Source organism: Kribbella sp. C-35 (assembly GCF_046549195.1).
Taxonomy (GTDB): Bacteria; Actinomycetota; Actinomycetes; order Propionibacteriales; family Kribbellaceae; genus Kribbella.
Genome location: NZ_JAJPWG010000003.1, coordinates 951,086 through 972,730 on the forward strand (window position 1 = coordinate 951,086; position 21,645 = coordinate 972,730).

At 67.8% G+C, this 21,645-nt stretch carries 22 protein-coding genes; 16 read left to right on the plus strand and 6 right to left on the minus strand.

What is annotated here, in order from left to right; genetic code table 11:
- Nucleotides 1-21: 21 nt before the first annotated feature.
- Nucleotides 22-2,550, plus strand: coding sequence for an ATP-binding protein (locus ACLJOO_RS24480; protein ID WP_410789684.1), 2,529 nt, complete (start codon nt 22-24; stop codon nt 2,548-2,550).
- Here ACLJOO_RS24480 and ACLJOO_RS24485 read toward each other — a convergent pair.
- On the minus strand, nt 2,490-2,813 hold the full coding sequence (locus ACLJOO_RS24485; protein WP_410789686.1) for a hypothetical protein: 324 nt from the start codon (nt 2,811-2,813) through the stop codon (nt 2,490-2,492). The two genes, ACLJOO_RS24480 and ACLJOO_RS24485, sit on opposite strands and share 61 nt — an antisense overlap.
- 192 nt (nt 2,814-3,005) lie before the next feature.
- Here ACLJOO_RS24485 and ACLJOO_RS24490 point away from each other — a divergent pair, with 192 nt between their 5' ends.
- From ACLJOO_RS24490 to ACLJOO_RS24530, 9 genes are all read left to right on the plus strand, one after another.
- Nucleotides 3,006-3,845, plus strand: coding sequence for a DUF11 domain-containing protein (locus ACLJOO_RS24490; RefSeq protein ID WP_410789688.1), 840 nt, complete (start codon nt 3,006-3,008; stop codon nt 3,843-3,845).
- A gap of 180 nt (nt 3,846-4,025) precedes the next feature.
- The gene (locus ACLJOO_RS24495; protein ID WP_410789690.1) at nt 4,026-5,651 is read left to right on the plus strand and encodes a sugar ABC transporter substrate-binding protein; all 1,626 of its coding nucleotides are present in this window, start codon (nt 4,026-4,028) and stop codon (nt 5,649-5,651) included.
- 3 nt (nt 5,652-5,654) lie between these two features.
- Entirely contained in the window at nt 5,655-6,611 is a 957-nt protein-coding gene (locus ACLJOO_RS24500) for an ABC transporter permease (protein WP_410789692.1), read from the plus strand.
- Nucleotides 6,608-7,483: a carbohydrate ABC transporter permease gene (locus tag ACLJOO_RS24505; protein WP_410789694.1), complete on the plus strand. Its 876-nt coding sequence runs from the start codon at nt 6,608-6,610 to the stop codon at nt 7,481-7,483. Before ACLJOO_RS24500 ends, ACLJOO_RS24505 begins: the two co-directional genes overlap by 4 nt.
- Before the next feature lie 17 nt (nt 7,484-7,500).
- Nucleotides 7,501-8,493 (plus strand): LacI family DNA-binding transcriptional regulator, encoded by a 993-nt coding sequence (locus tag ACLJOO_RS24510; RefSeq protein WP_410789695.1) that lies wholly within the window; start codon nt 7,501-7,503, stop codon nt 8,491-8,493.
- On the plus strand, nt 8,490-9,959 hold the full coding sequence (locus ACLJOO_RS24515; protein ID WP_410789697.1) for an arylsulfatase: 1,470 nt from the start codon (nt 8,490-8,492) through the stop codon (nt 9,957-9,959). Before ACLJOO_RS24510 ends, ACLJOO_RS24515 begins: the two co-directional genes overlap by 4 nt.
- Nucleotides 9,940-10,692: a phosphotransferase gene (locus ACLJOO_RS24520; protein ID WP_410789699.1), complete on the plus strand. Its 753-nt coding sequence runs from the start codon at nt 9,940-9,942 to the stop codon at nt 10,690-10,692. The genes ACLJOO_RS24515 and ACLJOO_RS24520 overlap by 20 nt, the downstream gene beginning before the upstream one ends.
- Nucleotides 10,693-10,695: 3 nt before the next feature.
- Nucleotides 10,696-11,220 (plus strand): MOSC domain-containing protein, encoded by a 525-nt coding sequence (locus tag ACLJOO_RS24525; protein ID WP_410789701.1) that lies wholly within the window; start codon nt 10,696-10,698, stop codon nt 11,218-11,220.
- Between the two features lie 328 nt (nt 11,221-11,548).
- Nucleotides 11,549-12,037 (plus strand): class E sortase, encoded by a 489-nt coding sequence (locus ACLJOO_RS24530; RefSeq protein WP_410789960.1) that lies wholly within the window; start codon nt 11,549-11,551, stop codon nt 12,035-12,037.
- A gap of 16 nt (nt 12,038-12,053) precedes the next feature.
- On the opposite strand, the gene ACLJOO_RS24535 is transcribed toward ACLJOO_RS24530, so the two are convergent.
- Both ACLJOO_RS24535 and ACLJOO_RS24540 read right to left on the minus strand, forming a co-directional pair.
- Entirely contained in the window at nt 12,054-12,476 is a 423-nt protein-coding gene (locus ACLJOO_RS24535) for a hypothetical protein (protein ID WP_410789703.1), read from the minus strand.
- A 21-nt stretch (nt 12,477-12,497) separates the two neighbouring features.
- Nucleotides 12,498-13,226, minus strand: coding sequence for an SAM-dependent methyltransferase (locus ACLJOO_RS24540; protein WP_410789705.1), 729 nt, complete (start codon nt 13,224-13,226; stop codon nt 12,498-12,500).
- 63 nt (nt 13,227-13,289) lie between these two features.
- Between ACLJOO_RS24540 and ACLJOO_RS24545 the strand changes: the two genes are divergently transcribed.
- The 5 genes from ACLJOO_RS24545 to ACLJOO_RS24565 all read left to right on the plus strand — a co-directional run bounded on the left by ACLJOO_RS24545 (nt 13,290) and on the right by ACLJOO_RS24565 (nt 18,594).
- Nucleotides 13,290-14,081, plus strand: a complete 792-nt coding sequence (locus ACLJOO_RS24545; RefSeq protein WP_410789707.1) for a class I SAM-dependent methyltransferase — start codon at nt 13,290-13,292, stop codon at nt 14,079-14,081.
- Nucleotides 14,082-14,235: 154 nt separating this feature from the next.
- Nucleotides 14,236-15,483, plus strand: coding sequence for a neutral zinc metallopeptidase (locus tag ACLJOO_RS24550; RefSeq protein WP_410789709.1), 1,248 nt, complete (start codon nt 14,236-14,238; stop codon nt 15,481-15,483).
- Between the two features lie 18 nt (nt 15,484-15,501).
- The gene (locus tag ACLJOO_RS24555; RefSeq protein WP_410789711.1) at nt 15,502-16,773 is read left to right on the plus strand and encodes a neutral zinc metallopeptidase; all 1,272 of its coding nucleotides are present in this window, start codon (nt 15,502-15,504) and stop codon (nt 16,771-16,773) included.
- Between the two features lie 203 nt (nt 16,774-16,976).
- Nucleotides 16,977-17,729, plus strand: a complete 753-nt coding sequence (locus tag ACLJOO_RS24560; RefSeq protein WP_410789713.1) for a neutral zinc metallopeptidase — start codon at nt 16,977-16,979, stop codon at nt 17,727-17,729.
- Between the two features lie 196 nt (nt 17,730-17,925).
- On the plus strand, nt 17,926-18,594 hold the full coding sequence (locus tag ACLJOO_RS24565; protein WP_410789714.1) for a neutral zinc metallopeptidase: 669 nt from the start codon (nt 17,926-17,928) through the stop codon (nt 18,592-18,594).
- Here the strand turns inward: ACLJOO_RS24565 and ACLJOO_RS24570 are convergent.
- A complete protein-coding gene (locus tag ACLJOO_RS24570) occupies nt 18,581-19,036 on the minus strand; it encodes a GNAT family N-acetyltransferase (RefSeq protein WP_410789715.1) in 456 nt (151 codons plus the stop codon). The genes ACLJOO_RS24565 and ACLJOO_RS24570 overlap by 14 nt on opposite strands.
- A gap of 234 nt (nt 19,037-19,270) precedes the next feature.
- Between ACLJOO_RS24570 and ACLJOO_RS24575 the strand changes: the two genes are divergently transcribed.
- Nucleotides 19,271-20,146, plus strand: a complete 876-nt coding sequence (locus ACLJOO_RS24575) for a mechanosensitive ion channel family protein (RefSeq protein ID WP_410789716.1) — start codon at nt 19,271-19,273, stop codon at nt 20,144-20,146.
- Between the two features lie 211 nt (nt 20,147-20,357).
- Here ACLJOO_RS24575 and ACLJOO_RS24580 read toward each other — a convergent pair whose 3' ends face one another.
- Entirely contained in the window at nt 20,358-20,882 is a 525-nt protein-coding gene (locus ACLJOO_RS24580) for a hypothetical protein (RefSeq protein ID WP_410789717.1), read from the minus strand.
- Nucleotides 20,883-20,922: 40 nt separating this feature from the next.
- Complete coding sequence (locus tag ACLJOO_RS24585) at nt 20,923-21,636, minus strand: hypothetical protein (RefSeq protein ID WP_410789718.1); 714 nt, start codon at nt 21,634-21,636, stop codon at nt 20,923-20,925.
- Nucleotides 21,637-21,645 lie beyond the last annotated feature (9 nt).

Below are 21,645 nucleotides of genomic sequence, written 5' to 3' on the forward strand. Positions count from 1 at the left end.
CCAAGAACCCAGACTGGCGGCATGGGTGGGGGAATGGTGGCGATGCTGTTCTCGGACATCGAAGGGTCGACGCAGCTGCTGCGCCGGTTGGGGGACCGGTACCTGGAGGCGCTGGAAGATCATCGGCGGATCCTTCGGGCGGTCTGGACGGCGTACGGCGGGACCGAGATGGGGACCGAGGGCGACAGCTTCTTCGTCGTGTTCGGGACGGCCGGCGAGGCGGTCCGGGCGGCCGCCGACGGGCAGCGGCGGCTGGAAGAGCATCGATGGCCGGACGACGAGCGGCTGCGGGTGCGGATGGGGATCCACACCGGTACGCCGGGTGTGTACGACGGCGACTACTGGGGCATGGACGTCCATCTCGCCGCACGGATCGGGGCCGCCGCCCACGGCGGGCAGATCGTGGTGTCGGCCGTCACCGGTGAGCTGACGCAACTGCCCGACGGGGTCACGCTGCGCGATCTCGGCACGCATCACCTCAAGGACATCCCGGAGCCCGAACACCTGCTCCAAGTCACCGTCGACGGGCTCAAAGCCGACTTCCCGCCACCGCGCACTATCGGTACGTCGACCAGCCTGCCGGCACCCGCGACACCGTTACTCGGACGCGAGCTGGATCTCGACCGCGTCACAGGTCTGCTCGACCGACCCGACGTACGGCTCGTCACGCTGACCGGACCTGGTGGTTCCGGCAAGACCCGCCTGGCCATCGGCGTCGCCGCCGAGCTGACTACGAAGTTCCCGGGCGGGGTGTACTTCGTTCCGCTCGCGGCGGTCACGTCCGCGCGGGTCCTGTGGACGACGATCGCCGAGGTCCTCGACATCCCGCCGCGGGAGCGCGGCCGGATCGTCGCCTACCTGGCGCAACGGACCCTGCTGCTCGTCCTCGACAACCTCGAGCAGCTCCCGGACGCCGGCAAGGTCGTCGCCGAGATCCTCGAAGGCGCGCCGCACGTGAAGCTGGTCGCCACCTCCAGACGAGCGCTCGGCCTCACCGGTGAGTACCAGCACCCGGTGCTGCCACTCCCGATCGCAGATGCCGCCGTAGAACTCTTCGTACAGCGCGCCCAGGCCGTCCGACCGGCGTTCACGCTGACCGACGAGAACACCGCCGACGTGGTCGCGATCTGCCGGCGGCTGGACGGACTCCCGCTGGCGATCGAGTTGTGCGCGCCGCGGATCCGGCTGCTCAGCGTGAAGGAACTGCTTGCCCGGATCGATCAGGCGCTCGACATCGCGTCCACCAGTACGGCGACCCCGGAACGCCAGCGGACGCTACGGGACACGATCGCCTGGTCGTACGAGCTGCTCGGCCCCGAACACCGCCGTACCTTCCGCTGCCTCGCGGTCTTCGCCGGCGGCGCCGACCTGGCCGCGGTCGAGAAAGTTGCCACCGGCATCGACCCGCTCGACGCCCTGGCCGAGTTGCACGACGCCAACCTGATCACGCTGTCCGACGGACCGGACGGTACCCGCGTGCGGCTGCTGGAGACCATCCGTCGGTACGCCGCCGACGAGCTGCACCGGACCGCCGAAGCCGAGGCGGTCCACCGCGAACACGCGACGTACTACGCCGACCTCGCCGACCACCTCGAGGCCATCAAGAAGACCATGTCCGAGCCGCCCGTCGACCGGGCCGGGGCGGACCTCGACAACTTCCGCGCCGCGCTGACCTGGGCGACCGCAAACGACGTCAGGACAGCGCTGCGCCTGTGCTCGGCGCTCGGCTGGGTCTGGCTGTTCGGCGGCTACATCGCCGAAAGTCGCGCCTGGCACGAGCAGGTGATCGCGGCCGCCGGTACGACGTCATCGCCGGAGCTGGCCGCCTGTCTGCGCGGGTTGAGCAACCTGCTGCTCATGCAGGGCGAGACGGAGCGCGCCCACGAGTTGACGACCCGCAGCCTGGAGATCGCGCGGGAGCTGGGTGACCCGGCCGGTATCGCGTTCGGGATGACCGTGCTCGGGTCGGTGGAGCGGCAGCAGGGCGATCTCGACGCGGCGCGGACGACGCTCACCGAGGCGGTCGAACGACTCCGCACCCTCGACGACGACTGGCGCCTGGCGCGAGTGCTCAGCCACCTCGGCGGCATCGAGGAGGACCTCGGAAACCTCGAGCACGCCGAGGACCTGCTCCGCGAATCCCTCACGATCACCGAGTCGATCGGGGACGCGCACGAGATCGCCGCACAGGGGCAGAACCTCGCCTACCTGCTGATCCTCGCGGGCCGGCTCGACGAGGCCGCCGAGCTCGCCCGCGGGTTGCTGCCGACCGTCCTGGCACTCGGCAGTCCGAGTCTCACGATGGCGTTCTCGAACACCGTCATGAACCTGCTGATCCGGCGCGGCGACCCGGTCGGCGCCGCGCACCTGTTCGGCGCGGAGGAGGCGATGGGCGAACGGCTTGAGATCCCCAACCCGTACCTGGACGAGGAACTCGCGGAAGCCCTCGAACTCGTCGGCGACACGCTGTCCCGCGAGGACTGGGAACGTCACCGGCACGCGGGTAGGGCGGAGCGTGTCGAGGAGCTGCTCGACCGGTTGTCGCTCTGAACGTACGCCGCATGCAGGATCGTGATCGCGGCGAGGACGGCGTACGCGTTCCCGAGGATCAGGTCGAAGCCGTGCAGGTGGTACTCGCGGTCGTCGTGATTCGGCGCCAGCCATGGGAATCCGAAGACCGTGACCACCGGCCACAACATGGCGAGCCCCGAGCGCCGCCGGAACCACAGGACCGCGCAGATCGGCAGTGCCCACACCCAGTGCCCGCTCCAGGAGATCGGCGACACCAGCAGTCCGGGCGAGTCCTTGCTCACTGCAATGAATGAGCCGGGGGCCCCCGGCGTCCGTCGAAAGAGTGACGTCAGCCGGCCAGCTACTGCCGTCGCACTGTTCAAGTGGTTGACCACGGACAGTGGCAACCACATACTGCTTTCACCGCCGTCGGCGGGCTGTGGGGGCAGCTGGGGTGTTCATGGGGACAGGGGGACGTTGTGCATGCTTTGAGGTTGATTCGTGCTGCGCTGATCACGGGGATCGTCGGGGGGACGCTCGTCGTCCCAATGACGGCATCGGCCGAGGATCCGCCGAGCACCACGGTTGCGGTCAGTTCGGTCGCGCCGAGTCCTGGGGAGACGATCACGGCGACCCAGACGGTCACCAACATCGAGGGCTTCACGCTCGTGGGCGCCCAGGCGGCCATGTACGCGTTGGACCAGTCGCTGACGGACTGGTTCGAACTGGTCAGCTGTAGCGGGGCGACGACGAACTGCTTCGTCGCCGACGGGCAGAACTTCCGTGCCGCCCTCGGCGATCTTCCCGCCGGCGAGAGCCGGACCGTGGTCTGGACGCTGCGGGTGCGGGACGACACGAGGACAGATCCGTTCCGGATGCGCATCCAGCTCCGGGCCGACAACTTCGCGTTCCCGATCCTGGACGGCCCGAGAATCGACATCGTCCCCGGCGTCGCGGACGTAGCCGTGGCGATGACCGCGGCCGTGAAGCTGGTGGGGACGGCTCGGATCACGTACACGATCGCGGTGAAGAACAACGGTCCGGATCCTGCGACGGACGTTCGCGTGGTTGCGACCGGTCCGGCTGCGACGGCGTACTACGCGTCGACCTGTACGCGGGTCGGCACCACGCGCACGGTGAACTGCGACATCCCGTCGCTGGCCAGTGGCGCCACCGTGACCCGGACGTTGACGATGAACACCGGGATGCTCACGGCCGGTGTGCTGACCGCTACGGCGCAGCGTACGGCGAGTTCGCCGAACGACCCGGTGGCGACGAACGACACGGCGTCGCGCTCCTGCAGGGCTCTCACCGGGCTGATCGTGACCTGCTGACAACGCCCTGAAGTAGAACGCACTGAAGTAGTACGACGGCCGGCGGCCGCGGGTTCTCGAGTCCCGCGGTCGCCGGCTCTTTTGTGTCTACGCCTTGCATCGAGGGGCGGGTCAGGTTTACGGTCCGGGTTAACGTTTAAGTGAGTGTTAGTGAGCACTTCTTCGAAACTTGGAGCAACTATGATCAGTCGGCGACGGTTCCTGCAGGTGACCGATGCGGCGATTGCCACCTCGACGACGCTGGCAGCCTGTGGTGACGGTGGAGCGTCGAGCGGTGGTGCGAAGGCCTCCGGTGAGCTGACGCTCCCGACGTACAAGCCGTTCGAGGGTCTGCACCCGGACTTCCCGGGGGCCGAGTCCGGCCTCGAGCCCGGGTTCCTGAAGTTCCCGGCGGACGCGGTCGCGAGCGTGAAGGCGCCGCCGCTGAAGAGTGCGGTCACCGCGCTGACCGAGACGTTCGCGACGCCTCCGCCGCCGATGGGCAGCAACCCGATGTGGCAGGCGCTGAACTCCGCGCTCGGCGGCGAGCTCCGGCTGACCATCGGCACCGACCCGGGCTACCCGGAGAAGTTCGCGACGCTGCTGGCCAGCGACTCGCTGCCGGACCTGATGTGGCTGCCGCCGAACCAGGGCATCCCGAACATCGGCCCGATGCTCGAGGCGAAGTTCCAGGACCTGACCAAGTACCTGTCCGGCGACGCCGTCCTGGAGTACCCGAACCTGGCCGCACTGAAGCCGGCCTCCTGGCGGACCGCCGTCGTGAACGGGAAGATCTGGGGCGCCCCGATCCCGTCGACGCCGTTCGGCCAGGTGATGATGGGCAACCCTCGCACGTGGCAGAAGGTCGGCGGGCTGCAGTGCTCCACGGCCGACGAGTTCTTCGCCAAGTGCAAGGAGCTGACCAACGGCACGAACTACGCGCTCGAGCCGGCGATCATCAACATGCTGCACATGTTCGGCGAGTGGTTCGGCGCCCCGAACGGCTGGCGCGTCAACCAGGACCGGTCGCTGACGCACCTGTACGAGACCGACAACTACAAGGCCGCCGTCGAGTACGCCGCCAAGCTCTGGGCGGCCAAGGTGTTCTACCCGGACCTCAACCTGGCCGACGCCACGCCGAAGACCGTGAACGGCCAGATCGCCGCACAGGTCGTGGTCGGCCCGCGCGCGACCGCCGACTTCCGGAACCTGGACCCGTCGCTGTTCGTGGACACGATGATCCCGTTCGGCCACGACGGCAAGGCGAAGCCGGTCTACGACATGGGCTACGGCACGGTCGGTTTCACGCCGTTCAAGAAGACCGACGAGGGCCGGATCCGCGAGCTGCTCGCGCTGATGGACTACCTGTCGGCGCCGTTCGGCACCAAGGAGTACCTGGTCAAGAACTTCGGCGTCGAGGGGCAGCAGTACTCATTGGATGCCCAGAAGAACCCCGTACTCACCAAGGCCGGTCAGCAGCAGGCGCCCGGTCTGGTCAGTGCGCTGCAGATCATGAACTCCCCGGAGAGCGTGATCTTCAACCCGGCGTACCCGGACGACACCAAGAAGATCTACGCGACCGAGCAGCAGTTGCTGAAGTTCGCGATGCGGAACCCGACGGCCGGCACGTACTCCGACACGTCGAGCAAGGTCGGCCCGAAGCTGACCGCGGCGTTCCGGGACACGATCGTCGACATCGTCACCGGCCGGCAGAAGCTCGACGCGTACGACGCGGCGCTCAAGCGCTGGAAGTCCGGTGGCGGTGACAAGATGCGCGACGAGTTCGCGGCCGTGCTCCCGTCGAGCGTTCCGGTCACCGGGTCCTGATACATGCTGAAACGAACCTCCTCCGTCGCGCGGGTCAAGAACGGCCTGCCGCTGAAGGCGAAGTGGCGCCGGGACTGGCAGATGGTCCTGCTGATGATCCCCGGCGTCGTCTTCCTGCTGGTGTTCTTCTACCTGCCGGTGCTCGGAAACGTCGTCGCTTTCCAGGATTTCCAGCCGTACCTCGGCATCATGCACAGCGAGTGGAACGGCCTGCAGAACTTCGTCGACCTGTACGCGAACCCGGACTTCTGGGACGCGCTGCGGAACACGCTTTTGCTGGCCGCCGTCCAGTTGCTGCTGTTCTTCCCGGTGCCGATCGGGCTCGCGCTGATCGTCGATTCGCTGGTCAGCAACCGTTTTCGGCGCTGGTTCCAGACGATCGCGTACCTGCCGCACTTCCTGTCCTGGGTGCTGGTCGTGACGTTGTTCCAGCAGTCGCTCGGCGGGGCGGGGTTCGTCAACAACCTGCTCCGGCAGGCCGGCCTGGACCCGATCCCGTTCATGACCAACCCGGACACCTTCCCGCTGCTCGTCGTCGCGCAGCTGATCTGGAAGGACGCCGGGTGGGCGATGATCATCTTCCTCGCGGCACTCACCACGGTCGATGTGTCTTTGTACGAAGCGGCCGCGGCGGACGGCGCCGGGCGCTGGCGGCGGCTGTGGCACATCACGCTGCCGTCGCTGCGGACGGTCATCGTGCTGCTGCTGATCCTGCGGATCGGCGACATCCTCAGCGTCGGGTTCGAGCAGTTCATCCTGCAACGCGACTCGGTCGGTCCAGGTGCTGCCGAAGTACTGGACACGTTCACGTACTACGCCGGCGTGGTCGGCGGCGACTGGAGCAGCGGGGCCGCGGCCGGGCTGGCCAAGGGCGTCGTTGGAGCCCTCCTGTTGTGGGGCGCCAACTCGCTTGCCCACCGCTTGGGTGAGCCCGGGATCTTTCAAAGGCGAGGCGCATGAGACCGATCTGGAAAGAGAACCCATCTCCGGGGTACCAGGCAATCAAAGCGGTCATCCTGGGCGGATTCGCACTCGTCATCGTCATCCCGATCCTGGTCGTCATCTCGACCTCGCTCGCCAGTGACAAGGACATCATCGACGCGGGCGGGTACGTGCTGTGGCCGTCACATCCGACGGTGAAGGCGTACCAGACGCTCTTCTCCGGCGGGCTGATGGGACGGGCGATCCTCGTCAGCGTGTTCGTGACGCTGGTCGGTACGGCGATTGCGCTGGCTGTCACCATCGCGCTCGCGTACGCGACGTCGCGGCCGGTGCTGTTCGGGCGGCCGGTGCTGCTGATGGTGCTGTTCACGTTGCTGTTCGCGCCGGGCATCATCCCGATGTTCCTGGTGGTGAAGCAGCTCGGGCTGCTCGACAGCCTGTGGTCGCTGATCCTGCCGGGCGCGTTGGGGGCCTTCAACTTCGTCGTACTGCGCACGTTCTTCATGAACGTGCCGGGCGAGTTGCTGGAGAGCGCCCGGATCGACGGCGCGAGTGACTTCACCATCCTGCGCCGGATCATCATGCCGCTGTCGAAGGCGGTGATCGCGGTCGTCGGGCTGTTCTACGCGGTCGGTTTCTGGAACGCGTTCTTCAACGCTTTGCTGTACCTGAACGACACGTCGAAGTGGCCGGTCCAGGTGATCCTGCGGACCTACGTCCTGCAGGGCAAGTCGCTGTCCGCCGACCAACTCGGCGTCCACCCGCCGCCGCAACCCCAGTCCCTGCAGATGGCCGTCGTCGTGGTCGCGCTGGTACCGATCGCCATGGTGTACCCGTTCCTCCAACGCCACTTCACCAAGGGTGTAATCACCGGCGCGGTTAAAGGCTGATCTGCAAGAATCGATATATGTCCTCACCTTTGGCTGAGCGGCCGACGCTGCGGATGGTGGCGAAGGAGGCCGGTGTCTCCGTCGCGACCGTGTCGTACGTGCTGTCCGGACGGCACCGCAGCCACACGATCAAGGACTCGACCGCGGACCGGGTCCGCGAGGCCGCGTCGCGCTTGGGGTACCGGCGCAACGATGCGGCCCGCGCAATCCGGACCGGCAAGTCCGATCTCGTACTGCTCTCGCTGAACGTGCTCGCGGACCCGTGGTCGCAGGCGGTCGCGGCCACGGTCAGTGCGGCGGTGAGCCCGCTCGGAAAGACCGCGCTGATCGTCGCGGACGGCGACTGGCGGACCGTGCTGTCCAACCGGACGCCGGACGTGATCTTCATCGACAGCATCAAACCGGACCCGGAACAGATCGCCGAGCTGGAGGCGTTCGCGGCGCAGGGCGTGCAGATCGTGGCGTTCAGCGAAACCCTGGAACCGCAGGGCTTCGACGTGATCCGGTCCGGCGCCGAGCCGCGCTGTCACCTCGCGGTGGAGCATCTGCTGGAGCACCACGACCGGGTCGGCGCACTCACCTCGCGGATCACGGGATTCGCGCGTTTCGATGCCTATGTCAACACGTTGCGCGCAGCCGGCAAGCCGATTAGCAGCGACCACATCGAGGTCTTCGAGCAGCACCCGGAGGGCGCGTACCGGGCCGCGATGGCGCTGCTGTCCAAGCCCGATCGGCCGACCGGGCTCTACTGCACCACCGATTTCGCAGCGATCGCGGCCGTCCGGGCGGCGCACCGGCTGCGCATCGACGTACCGGGGGATCTGGCGATCGTGGGGGTCGGGAACACGCCCGAAGGCGAGCACCTGGACCCGTCACTGTCCACCGTCGGACCGGTCGGGTTCAACGAGGCGCTCGCCCGGATCATCGTGAGCAGGCTGACCGACCGGGAGGGCGCACCCGGTGAGGTGTTCGACTTCCCCTGGCAACTGATCGTCCGGGAGTCTTCTTGAGGCCTAACGTCGTACTGATCTGTGTCGACGAGTGGCGGGGTGACGCGATGTCGTGCGCCGGTCATCCGTACGTCGAGACGCCGCATCTGGACGAACTGGCGCGGAACGGGGTGCGGTTCAGCCGTGGGTACTCCGCGACGCCGACGTGTGTTCCGGCTCGGGTGGCGTTGTTCACCGGGCAGTCGCAGGAGCGGCACGGGCGCGTCGGGTACACGGACGGCGTACCGTTCGACGCGGCGCATCCGGTGACGGTGCAGGGTGAATTCCGGCGGGCGGGGTACCACACGCAGGCGATCGGGAAGATGCACGTGTGGCCGGAGCGGGCGCGGCTCGGGTTCGACGACGTGATCCTGCATGACGGGTTCCTGCACCACTCGCGGCGTGCTTACCGGCAGCAGTTCGGGTTCTTCGACGACTATGTGCCGTGGTTGCGGCGGCAGCCGGGCGTCTCGCCGGACGCGGAGTACTTCGACCACGGGGTGAACTGCAACTCGGTGGTCGCGCGGCCGTGGGACAAGGCGGAGGAGTTGCATCCGACGCACTGGATCGGCACGCAGACGATCGACCGGCTGTACCGGCGGGATCCGACGCGGCCGTTCTTTCTGTACTTGTCGTTCCATCGGCCGCATCCGCCGTACGACCCGCCGGCGTGGGCCTACGACCAGTACAACGCGTTGCCGCCGTACGAACGTCGTCTGGGTGATTGGGAGGACGACTGGGACGAGTTCCGGCGGGACGGGGACTATCAGGCGGCGATCGGGGACCTGCCGGATCGCGTCGTGCATCGCGCGCGGGCCGGGTACTACGGGCTGATGGCGCAGATCGACCTGCAGATCAACCGGATCCGTGAGGCGCTCGTCGACTTCGGGGTGTACGACGACACGATCATCGCGTTCACGTCCGACCACGGCGAGATGATGGGAGACCACCGGATGTTCCGGAAGTCGGTGCCGTACGAGGGATCGGCGCGGGTGCCGTTCATCGTTGCGGATCGCGCTGCGGCCGATGGTGCTGTGCGCGGCGGGGTCGTGGATCAAGTGGTCGAGTTGCGGGACGTGATGCCTACATTGCTGGATCTCGCTGGGGTGCCGATCCCGTCGTCGGTGGACGGGGTGTCGCTGGCGCCGTTCCTGCGTGGCGAGTCGGTGCCGGTGCGGGAGTGGTTGCACGGTGAGCATCTGCATTTCGGGCAGTCGATCCAGTGGGTGACGGACGGGAAGATCAAGTACGTCTGGGGTTCTTCGCTTGGCGTGGAGCAGTTGTTCGATCTCGTCGAGGATCCGGGGGAGTTGCGGAACCTGGTGCAGTCCGAGCCCGAGCTTCGGGCGTTGTGGCGGTCGCGGTTGATCCAGGACCTGACCGGGCGCGAGGAAGGGTTCGTTGCTGACGGCAAGCTGGTGACCGGGCGTCCGGTGACCGCGATCCTCAACCACACCAGGGAACGCCTTGCACGCGCCGCCGTCTGACGACTGGGAGCCGGTCGACATCGGCGAATCCGACACGTCTGTCTACCGCCTGGCCAACACCTTCGCCAAGTGCTGCGCGCCATCCGGCATCGCCGACCTGGCCGCCGAGCGCGACCGCATCACCTGGTTCGCAGCAACAGGCTTCCCCGGCGCAACAGTCATGGACTGGCTCGAGTCTGCCTCGGGTGGGGCGTGTTTGGTTACTTCGGCGGTGGCGGGGGTTCCTGGGGACAGTCTCCCGCCGGCGTCCCGCGATCGTGCGATGCGGCGGCTCGGGGCGATCCTGCGTGAGCTGCATTCGCTCACCGACTGCCCGTTCGAGCGGCCGCTGGCGGACGTGATCGCGACGGCGGCTGACGTCGTACGGCGTGGTGCTGTGAACCCGGCATACCTCACCGACGAATGGCGCCGGCTGCAGCCGACCGAGCTGCTCGCCCAAGTGGTTGCCGAGCGCCCCTATGTCGAGAGCGTGCTGGACCCGGTCGTCTGTCACGGCGACGCCTGCCTGCCGAACATCTTCTTCGACCCCGACACCCTCGAAGTCACCGGCCTCATCGACCTCGGACGCCTCGGAATCGCCGACCGGTACAGCGACCTCGCGCTCACCACGATCCAGCTCCACGACGAGTGGTCCGCCGACCCGGCGCCGTTCCACCAGGCGTACGGCGTACCGAACCCGGACCCGCGCCGCCTGTACTTCTTCCGCCTCCTCGACCCGCTCACCTGGGGCTGAACCATGAGAGTCGAACTCGTCGCCCTGGTCGTCTCCCGCGAACACGCCTACGAAGGACGCCCGCAGGACGGCCCGCGCCCCGACCCCGAACCGGTCGCGCGCACCGAGATCGAGGTCCGCGCAGGCCTCGGCATCGTCGGCGACCGCTACTACGCCCAAGCAATCCACAAGGACGCCGCCGTCACCCTCATCGACGCCGCCTCCCTCGACGAGGTCGAGCGCCGCCTCGACCTGGACGCGCCGCTGGACCCGCACCTCACCCGGCGCAACATCGCCCTGCGTGGCTTCCCGATCGACGAACTCGCCGCCCACCGCGCCGCCGACGGCACCCGCGTACTCGGCCGTCGCTTCACCCTCGGGTCGATCATGTTCCAGGCGAACCGCCCGGCGAACCCGTGCGCGTGGATGGACGAGGTCCTGGCCCCCGGTGCGATGAAGGCATTGCGCGGGCACGGCGGCATCCGCGCAACCCCACTGACCTCCGGCGTACTCCGCCTAGGCCCCACCGAACTCACCATCCTGACCTGATCCCCAGGACTTGGGGAGGATCTTGTGCCCGAAAGGGCATGAAATCCTCCCCAGCCGGCACTGAACGAGGGGAGGCGGTTTTCGGGTCTCTTTCGGTCGGGGCGTTTAGCGTTGAGGTGTGAGGCTGGTGGGCGCTCTCGTCGTGTTGGCGGCGCTGGCCGGATGCAGCGACACGGCTCCGACCAGTGGCTCAGCCGTGCCATCCAACCGAACCAGCCCAACCTCACCCACAGGACCCGCCGCGACCCCCTCGCCCACCCGCACCACGACCCGCCCGATCCCCTCGCCCACGCCCCGCCAGACGCCTACCGTGTCCGGGCCGGTGAGTATGTCGATCCCCGCGATCGGCGTGCGGAACCTGCGGGTCGTCGCCTACACCGGCACCGCCGACGACCGGCCAGGCACCCGGATCCAGGACCGCGGCGTCGCGGCGAGCCCCCGTGGCAGCGCCGGCGGCGTCGGACCCGGCGAGATCGGGAACTTCATCGTGACCGGCCACCGCGTCAGCCACGGACGACCGCTGGTGCGCGCGCCGGAGTTGAAGAACGGCGACCACGTCCTGATCAGGGCCGGCGGAACGGTGTACGACTACGTGATCACCCGGACGATGACGATCTCCTTCCGAAAGCCCGCCGAGAAGGCCCAACAGAACGCCGCCGTACCCGGAAACCCCGGCGCCACGCCGACCCAGCCGATGCTCACCATCTCCACCTGCGCCACCCTCGAAGACCACGCAGCCGGCAACTACTGGCACGACGAACTAGGCAACCCCGAACACCGAATCAACAAAATCGGCACCCTGGTCACCACCAGCTAACCTCCCGCCAGTGGCGCTACTTGCGGCCGAATTTCCACCACTTGGGTTTGTTCATCTTGATTTCGTCGGGCTCCATCGGCGGTGGGACCGGGGGGCGGGACTCCTCGGTGAGGAAGTTGCCGGATTCGGTGTCGTACGGCGTGACGCCGAGGAGGCGGCTGATCTCCATCACGATCGGGATCGACCGCGGGCCGTCGTTCAGGTAGAAGGTGATGTCGCGGACCTCGACGCCCTTGCCGATCGTCATCTCGACGTCGTACTCCGGACTTCGCAGCGCCAGCCAGGACGGTTTGCTCGTGTCCACGTCCGGCACCACTTCCCGGACCTTGTCCACCACGTCGGTCGCCAAACCGACGGCCGGCGGCTCGTAGTCCACCGGAATATCGTCAAGGCGCCGTACGCCTCCTGGCCCGCGCATCGCATAGACAGCCCAACTCATGCCCCCAGCATGCCAGGCGGCCTAGTGCTTGCGGGCGGCGAGGATGGCGAAGGTCAGGTATTGGCCGTTGTCGGCCTCGAGCATGTCGAGGTGGCCGTCGCGTTCGCCGCGGTACTCCGAGAGCGCGCGGGACCACTTGATCCAGTCGGACCAGCCGTTCTCCTGCAGGCGCGCGGCGGTGACGTCGACGAGTTCGGTGATCTCCCACTGGAACCGCCACCAGTCCGCGGTGTGCCAGGCGAGCGCCTCCCAGCCGACCATTTTCTTGATGTGCTCCGGGATGTGGCCGAGCTCGCGGACCTCCTGGGTCATCGCCGGTGTCGCGACGCCGAGCTGCCCGCCGGGTTTGAGGAAGCTCGTGATGTAGGGCAGGTAGTTGTCCGCGGTGCCGAAGTACTCGTACGCGTCGACGCAGACGATCGCGTCGAAGAACCCTTTCGCGAACGGCAGTGTATGGGCCTCCGCCTTCAGGGTCACGACGTCCGGGTTGCCGATGTTGGCGGCCGCGTCCGTGGGGTCTACCCACAGGTCGGCGGCCCAGACCTGTACGCCGTACTCCTTCGCCAGGAAGACCGCGGTGGCGCCCTTGCCGGAACCGAGGTCGAGCACCCGCATCCCCGGCCGCAGATCGAGGTCACGGGCGAGATCCTCCAGCAACCACAGGGGATTCGGGCCCATGTCCCCGGCCAGGATCCAGTTCGCGTCGTACTCGTTGGCCCGCGGGTAGTCGTCGTGCTTCAGGTCCGCCACTGGCACAGGGTAGCGAGATCAAAACGGGATGTGCCTGGGATTTTTGTCGAGCACAGTGAGGGGATGACTGAACTTGATCCGGTGATTCGCTCCTTCTATCGGGACCGGTACGTCGAGGACGATCGGCTGGTCGTCCGCGGGCACGGCCGGCTCGAGTTCCTGCGTACCCAGGAGTTGCTGCGGCGCTGGCTGCCGCCCGCGTCCGACGTACTGGATGTCGGTGGTGCGACTGGCGTCCATGCGCGATGGCTTGCGGCGGACGGGCATCGGGTCACGCTGGTGGATCCGGTTCCGGAGCATGTGGAGCAGGCGGCGACGGTCGGAACCTTCGCGGCGGAGGAGGGCGATGCGCGGGCGCTCCAGCAGGCGGATGCGAGCGTGGACGTGACGCTGCTGCTCGGTCCGCTCTACCACCTGGTCGATGCGGCAGATCGTGCGCGGGCGTTGGCGGAGGCGGTACGGGTGACGCGTCCCGGTGGGGTGGTGGTCGCCGCGGGCATCAATCGGTACGGCGGCCTGCTCGAGGCCGGCAGCAACGGCACCCTCACCGAGGAGCGACTGCCCCTGTTCCTCGACGCCTTCGCGTCCGGCAGCATCGACGGCTCCAGCGGCTTCACTGTCGCCTACTTCCACCACGCCGACGAACTCGCCACCGAACTCACCACCGCCGGCCTCACCGACGTAGAGGTCCTCGGCGTCGAGGGCCCCGCCAGCAACATCCTCGAGAACGCCGCTCCCGGCACCATCGAAACCCTCCTCCCGTCCGCCGTCCTCCTCGCCCGCCATGTCGAATCCGACCCCAACCTCCGAGCCGCCAGCCCGCACTTCCTCGCCCACGGCCGCGTAGTCGACTGAACACGGTGTGTATCCGGCCGGTTCCGGGCGAGTCGCGGAATGATGTCAATAGCTGCAATCCGGTTCACCGGGTGGCGGTCCAGGCCGTAATATCATCCGGCGGCCGGCACTGGGGGTGTTCCGGCCCTTCTGATGCATCGGGGTGGGACCGGCGATGACCGGTACTGGGGAGAAGCGGGAAGTTATGGCGGACAAGCCGGCACCCAAGCCTGGGCACTTCCTGCCGGGCGGCGACGGTGACCAGATCTCGAGCGACGACCGGAAACCGGGGGTTTCCGCACCGTCGGCGGCGCCGTCGGGCGCACCGTTGGCGGCACCCACGCCGCGGCTCGGTGGGGAAGCACCGCCGACACCGCCGCAGTTGAGCGGGTCCCGGATCGACTCCCGCCGTACGACGCTTTCCGGCAGCCGGCTCGGCCCGCCGCCGGCCGACGACCGCGCCGCCGCGGCGTACCGGGAGGTGTTCCACCCGGAGCCGGTGCCGTTCGTGCCGAAGAAGCGGTCCAAGGGCCTCATCGCGCTGATGGTCGCCGCGGTGCTGCTGTTCCTCGGTGGCGGCGCGACGTTCGCGGTCAAGGTGCTCTCGTCGCCCAGCTTCAACCTGCCGAGCCCGAACGGCACGCCGTCCGCGAAGCCGAGCGGCGGGCCGACGACCAAGCCACCCGTCGGCAAGGGCACCCCGGACACCGACATCGTCGGCAAGAACGCGATCTACTCCGCCGGGGCGCTGGCCGCGGCGAACTGCCCGGAACCCGCCTTCCGTCCGACGTCCAAGGAAAACGTCCGCTCGTACTACCAGGCGCTGACCGCGTGCATGGACAAGGCCTGGGAGCCGATCGTCACCAAGGCCGGGTTCGAGTTCCGGTCCCCGAACCTGATCATCTTCGACGACGGCGACGAGACAGCGTGCGGCGTCCAGCAGGACCTCGCCCTGTACTGCCAGGACGAGCACGGCGGCAGCGCGACGATGCCGTGGCAGACGATCGTCGAGGACTACCCGAAGAACAAGGCCGCGGTGCGCGCGGAGATGGCGCAGTCCTTCGGCTTCGTGTACGGCGTACACGTGCAGAACCTGACCGGGATGGCCGAGGCCTCCGACAACCTCGCCGACACCGCGGCGAGCAAGACCGCGCAGCTCGAGGTGAACCGGCGCGCCGCGCTGCAGGCCTACTGCTTCGGCGCGGTGTTCTTCGGCGCGGCCAAGGCGAGCTTCCCGTTGCGCGGCGAACTGCTCCGGCAGTGGAACGGACTGATCCAGCGTCGCGGCGACGAGTTCACCAAGGACAAGGTCCGCGACCACGGTTCCAGCAAGAGCCTCGCGCTGTGGATGAACCAGGGCCTCGCGACAACCAACCCCGGCTCCTGCAACACTTTCGTCGCAGCATCCGCCAAGGTCAGCTGAGCGAGATGGGAACAATCGATGCCTGACTCCGAGGAAGGTGTGCCGGGGCCCGGGCACTTCGCGTCCGGTGAACCGGCAGCCGGCACACGCCCGCTGACCCTGAAGAGCGCGCAGCCCGGCGGCCTGGGCCGAGCCCGCTCGGTGTCGCTCGACGACACCCCGGTACGCCGCAAGGCACGTCCGCTACCGACCGAACCGGGTACGACGAGTGAGTACAGCGGCCCGCCCGTCGCACCGCAGACCGGCGTACCGCTGACACCGCTGACCGGCACCCGTCGCGTCGGCGGCCCCCGCCCGAGCGGCTGGCACTCGAACCCGTCCCGCTCCGGCGCCCAGTTCACGACCGAACCACCACCGGCCGCCCCGCCGCGCCAGTACTCCCGCCCGGTCATCGCCGGCCTGTCGATCCTGGTCATCCTGCTGCTCACCGGCGCCACCATCGCCGGCTTCCGCCTCGTCGACTCCTACGGCAACGTGGAAAACCCCCTCGCCCAACCCTCGGTGCGGAAGTCCCAGGCCCCGCTCCCGGTCCCGCCCAACCCCACCGTCACCGTCACGGCCTCGGTGGTACCGGACCTCGTCCGCCTCCGCCAGAACGAGATCTACGCCGCCGGCAAGGTGGCGAGCGTCAGCTGCAAGGAGCCGGCGATCAAGCCGGACTCCCAGTCGGCGATCCTCAGGTACTACCGGGCTCTGCTGCCTTGTCTGGACAAGGCATGGGCGCCGGTGCTGAAGAAGGCGCACTACCCGTTCCGCTCGCCGAAGGTGGTGCTGCAGACGAACCAGACCACCGCCGCGAGCTGCACCGGTGAGAAGAACGTCGCGTACTACTGCCCGTCCGACGAGAGCATCTACGTCAGCTGGAAGGCGGATCTCAAGGACTACAAGGACGATCCGCTGTCGGCACGGGTGTGGATGATCGACACGATGGCGCACGAGTACGGCCACCACGTGCAGAACCTCACCGAGATGCTCACCGCTTCCTGGTCCCGCGAGGGCTGGGCGAAGACGAAGGCCGAGGAACTCGAGTGGAGCCGGCGTACCGAGCTGCAGGCGAGCTGCTTCGGCGCGGCCTTCCTCGGCGCGAACCGGAAGGCCCTCGGCCTGAGCGGCCGGAAGCTGGAGCTCTGGGAGTGGCAGACCCAGCACAGCGGCGACGAGTACAACCCGAAGAAGATCCGCGACCACGGCTCCCGCAAGAACCACTGGCTCTGGTCCGAACCCGCCTTCAAATCCGCCGACCCCAAACTCTGCAACACCTTCACCGCCCCCGCCGCCAAGGTGAGTTGACCGTGCGCCGGGCGGCTCTGGTCGGGGTCGCAGGCGTGCTCGTTGCACTTACCGCTGGGTGCGAGCGGACGGATGGAGCGCTTCCGGACCCGGCGACGTCCAGTGTGACACCGACGCCGAGTCCGAGCCCGACACCGAGTCCGACACCGAGTCCGACACCGAGTCCGACACCGAGTCCGAAAGTGAGTCCGAAGCCGCGAGTTGTGCCGAGCAAGGCTCCGGTGACTCCGACGTACAACCAGCGGGGACAGAAGCAGCTGGTGCGCAACAAGATCTACTCGGCGGGAGAGGTGCCGGCCGTGGCGTGCGTACTGCCGGACGTTGCGTTGCGATCGCAGAAGGCGGTGCAGCAGTACTTGAACGCGTTCCAGGGCTGTCTGCAGCGAGCATGGAAGCCAGTGGTCGTGCGTGCGGGCGTCAAGTTCCGAACGTCGGCCGTGTACGCCGTCCGCGAGGGATCGAAGACGGCCTGCGGCACCTTCGCCAAGAAGGACCACGCGTACTACTGCCCCGAGGACTCAGGGATCTACTTCGACTGGGCCGAGCTCGTCGACTGGGAGGAGTACGGCCACGTGGCGGCGCAGCTGTACACCCAGGTCACGATGGCGCACGAGTTCGGGCACCACGTGCAGCAGCTCGTCGGGATCTCGACGTACTACGACGATCGATGGGGCGAGGTCACCGGCGCGGCTCACCTCGAGCCGATGCGCCGCCACGAACTGCAGGCGTCCTGCTTCGGCTCCGCCTTCCTCGGCGCCAACCAGACCTCGCTCGACCTGTACGGCGCCAGGTACGAGGCGTACCGGTCGGAGGCGTCGTACGGTGACCACCCGCCGGCGACCGAACGGGATCACGGATCGCCCCAAAGCAACGCCGAGTGGGCCTCGGCCGCTTTCGGCGCCGAGTCGCCGGCCGCCTGCAACACGTGGGTCGCACCCGCGGAGTGGGTGAGCTGAGATGCGTCGTACGGCATGTGTAGTGGCGGTGTTCGTCGCCGTGGTGTTGGCCGCCGGCTGCACTCGACAGGTTGCCGCGCCGGAGACGACCCCCACCTCGACTCCGACTGCGACCACGGCTCCGGTACGTGCGCCGGTCGGGCGGGTGGTGCAGGCTCCGGAGCCGGTCAAGGATGGGTTTTTGCTCGATAACCAGATGTACAGGTCGGGGCAGATTGCGGCGGTCAGTTGCTCGCTGCCGACAGCGAAGCTGGCGAACAAGCAGGCGATGATCCGCTACGCGAACGCCTTTGTGGCCTGCTTGGACAGGGCTTGGGCCCCGGTGATCACCCGCGCGGGATTCGACTTCGTCCGGCCGTCCGCCGTGTACTCGTCGCCGGCGGGAACGAAAACGGACTGCACGGTGATGGACAAGGAGTACTACGGTCTCTACTGCTCCTCCAACCACGGCATCTACTTCAACTGGCCGGAGTACGTCGTCGAGGGAGCGTCTCAGGAAGCCACGCGGGCGTCGGTGCAGTGGCTGATCGCGCACGAGTACGGCCACCATGTGCAGGAATTGACGGGCATCCTGGACCAGTACGGCGAGCGCTACTCCTCGGCTCGGGATGCAGCGCAGGAGAAGGTGGAGGAGAACCGCAGCGAGATGCAGGCGCACTGTTTCGCGGCGGCGTTCTTCGGCGCCAACCGGGAGACGTTCCGGATCCGGGGTGAGCGGCTCGAGCACTACGGCCACCCAGGGTACGACCGGCGCGACGACGACATGGTCAACTTCGACCGGTGGTTGCGGCAGGCGTTCAAGGCGAAGGGCCCGAGCGGCTGCAACACCTGGGCGGCGCCGGCGGGCAGTGTTACCGGAGTTTGAGCTTGAAGCCCTCGTGGGTGTTGGCGAAACCCAGGTTCGTGTAGAAGCGGTGGGCGTTGGTGCGGGACTTGTCCGAGGTGAGTTGGACGAGGGTGCAGCCGCGGGTGCGGGATTCTTCGACGGCCCACTGGACGAGGGTGGTGCCGAGGCCGGAGCCGCGGGCGGGGGCGGCGACGCGGACGGCCTCGATCAGGCCGCGGGTGGAGCCGCGCCGGGACAGGCCGGGGATGATCGTGAGCTGGAGCGTGCCGATCACCTCGTCGTTGCGATCAGCAACTACCAGCAGCTGGTTGGGGTCGGCATCGATCTGCTCGAACGCCGCCAGGTACGGCGTCAGGTCGTCGAGCGACTCGCGGGTGGCGCCGAGCTGGTCGTCGGCGATCATCGCGACGATCGCGGCGACGTCGGAAGCGGTGGCGCGGCGGATCACGACATCGTTCATGCGTACAGGATCGCAAACGCCTGAAGCGGTTCAGTCGGCAGGGTAAGCACCGAAGTACCGCCACGGTGATTGCCTTATGCAAACACTTTTCGTTGCCCGCCGCGCCTGGAACGCTGTTTGCCCAAGGCATCTGAGGGTACGAGTGATACTGGACACCACTGCATCCGCCCGTGCCGGGGTTGGTGCAGGCATGTGCCGACAGCGGATGCGGGCCCAGTCCGGAAGGAACATCCGATGTCAGCGTTAGCTATCGACTTCACTCAGCCGTTCGAGGATGCGTTCAGCAAACTGCTGTCGTTCATCCCGAACCTGCTGGGCGGCCTGGTCATCCTGGTCGTCGGCTACTTCGTCGCCAAGGTTCTCGGCAATCTCGTCGGCCGGCTGCTCGGCAAGGTCGGCTTCGACGGCTGGATGGAACGGGCCGGCGTCTCCGGTGTGCTGCAACGGTCGGGCACGGGGCTGACCGCTTCGGCGATGCTGGGCAAGGTCGTGTTCTGGTTCGTCTTCCTGATCAGCTTCACGATGTTCGCCTCCGCACTCGGCGTACCGGAGATCTCGAACTTCATGAGCGACATGCTCGGCTACATCCCGCGGATCTTCGCCGCGATCGTGATCGTCTGCCTGGCGGCGCTGTTCGCCAACTTCCTGGCCGCGGTCATCCGCGGTGCGACCGGCAACGAGACCCTGGCCAAGGTGGCCCGGTACGCCGTCCTCGTGTACGCCGCGTTCGCCGCGCTGACCCAGCTCGGTGTGGCGGTCCAGCTCACCGGCAACACGCTGCTGATCGTCCTCGCGGGCGCCGCGCTGGCTCTCGGTCTCGCTTTCGGCCTCGGGGGCCGCGAGATGGCCGGCCGGGCCCTGGGCAACCTGTTCGACAAGGACAAGATGGTCAAGCCGGCCGCGCAGAACGGCATGGACAACGGTACGGCGGCGTACCCGCAGCAGGGCGGCTACCAGGGCAACTACGAGGGCGGCTACCAGCAGCCCACCCAGCCCACGCCCACGCAGCCCATGCCGACCCAGCCCGAGCAGCACCCGGCCGCGCACAGTGCGCCCGGCACCTGGTCCAACGGCACCCCGCAGAACGGCAACTGGCAGCAGGGCCAGTAACCGAGCAGCTCTGGTTTCTCCTCAGGCGGGCGGCAATCCAACAGGGTTGCCGCCCGCTGGTGTGCAGCTGGACAGGATGTGTCAGGTGGCCGGCTAGTGCACCTGAGCGTGAACGTGCCCGCGCGTACAGCGTCTCACCGGTGCTCTACCTGTCGAGCTGCAGATCGCGAGCCGGACCCTTTCCCTCGAACCCGTTGTAGGTGGGCACCTGTTAGTTGTTGTCGGGGCCGGCCTTGCGGACCTCTTCGACCTTGGTCATGGCGTCGCGGAGGTCGGCCAGCCAGGTCTCGCTGTGCTGGGCGACGAGTTTGACGCACCAGCCGAGGGCGTCGCTGCGGGAGCGGGCCACGCCGGCGTCGACGAGGGTGTCGAGGACCTGGCGTTCGGGCTGGCGGAGGCGGGTCATGACCGGCGCGGACAGCGAGGTGAAGACGGTACGGGTCTCGCCGCAGCGCACACCCCAGGCGACCTTCCGGCGGGTGGCGTGCTCGAGTTCGCGGGCGATCTCGATCCGGCGCTCGCGGGTGTCCTCGCGGAACTGCTTGATCCGGCCGTCCTCGGCGGCGGAGCGCTCGGCCGCGCTCACGTCCTTGTTCTGCTCGGGTGCGGGGATCCGGCCGACGATCAGGATCTCGTCCCGGTCGATCTCCAGCTCGGTCTCACCCTCGAACCAGTCGCCCGGCAACCGTCCGGTCAGCCAGCCCCGCACCTTCTCCTGCTCGGTCTGCGTACTCATGTAATCATGATTACACCGAAACAGGTCGAGCTCAAGGCGGTCAGTGGTACCGCACCGTGTACGCCGCGTGTGCGTCGCCCTGTGACAGGCCCATATTCGACACCCCGATCACCAGCGTGTGCCGGGTGACGTCGTTCCGGTAAGTCACGAACGTCGTACCGGCCGCGCCTTCGGTCGCGATCCGGGTCCAGTGCGGTCCGCCCTTCGCGGCGACCTTGTGCAGCTCCCGTACGGCGGTCGGCGTCGCGTAGTACGCCGTCCACTTCGCGTCGCCGCGTCCCCAGGCCCGGACGAGATTGTCCGACCACTGCACCGCGTTCCACGCCTTCGGTTCACCGCTGAACTTCGCGGCGTACGCCGCGTGCCAGCCGTCCGCCGCGCGCAGGCCGACGTTCTGTACGCCGATCGTGAGGTTCCCGCCGCGTGCGTCGTCGTGGTACGTCACGTAGATCGTCCCCGCGGCGCCTTCGGTGGAGACGCGCCGCCAGTGGATCCCTCCGGGCAGAGCCTGTCCGTAGAGCGTGCGCGCGGTCGCTGTCGTCGCGTAGCAGTTGGCGGTCGCGGTGGCACCGCTACCCCACGCCCGGACGAGCCGGTCGGCGTACGTGGCCGCCGAGATGTTGGTTGCGGATGCCAGTTTGCTGCAACTAGCGGTGGTGCCGGCGTTGGCCGGCGTGGCGCCGGTGAGAAGCAGCGGTGCGGTGACCGCGAGTGCTGTCGTACTACCTAGACCAATGATCCTGCGAATCATCATCGACCTCCC